The following is a 549-nucleotide window of genomic DNA, read 5'->3' as shown; positions in this document are numbered from 1 at the left end:
TTGGTTTTGGGGCCGGAGCGGGGCCGCTCCGGCGCTGCAATCACCTGGCATTGGTTTGACGGCCAATCCAGATTTCGGCGCGCTCCGCGCATTTGGCGAGGTTGAGCAGGTCCGAGTGGTGAAAGCTGTTCGAGTTGCGCCAATCGCCGGTTTCGCCCTTGTAGGCGCGCGAAAAGTCGACCGAGTAGAAGCCGTCATTGTCCCAGATGGTGGCGGTGATCAGGCCGATCTTGAATTTCTGTGCTGGCTGGTTTGCCATGTGTTCCGTTCCTCGTGATGTGATGAGATGAAAAGGGCGCGGGACCGTTTCGCCCGCGCCCCGACAGAGCCATTCCGGCCCCAAAATCCCGCACGGCACTGCCAACCCCGCGCGGGCAAAACTCAGGCTGCGGTGTAGCTGCTGGTGTTGCCGTAGCGGCGTGCTTCGGCCCATTCCAGAAGGTCACGGCGGCGATAGCGCACCGAGCGGCCCGACTTGTAGAATTTCGGGCCGAACCCGGTCACGCGCCATTTCTGGATGGTGCGCACGCTCTGGCATAGGAAATCGGC

General features: G+C 62.1%; 2 protein-coding genes. Both read right to left on the bottom strand.

Annotated features, from left to right (window positions below; all coding sequences use genetic code 11):
* Positions 1-40: 40 nt before the first annotated feature.
* On the bottom strand, positions 41-259 hold the full coding sequence (locus AVO45_RS12525; RefSeq protein WP_068347457.1) for a hypothetical protein: 219 nt from the start codon (positions 257-259) through the stop codon (positions 41-43).
* A gap of 122 nt (positions 260-381) precedes the next feature.
* Positions 382-549: helix-turn-helix transcriptional regulator (locus AVO45_RS19450; RefSeq protein ID WP_157770160.1), on the bottom strand; the 168-nt coding region annotated here is incomplete at its 5' end.

The sequence above is a fragment of the Ruegeria marisrubri genome, assembly GCF_001507595.1.
Classification (GTDB): domain Bacteria; phylum Pseudomonadota; class Alphaproteobacteria; order Rhodobacterales; family Rhodobacteraceae; genus Ruegeria; species Ruegeria marisrubri.
This window is presented reverse-complemented; position numbering and strand designations above follow the sequence as displayed.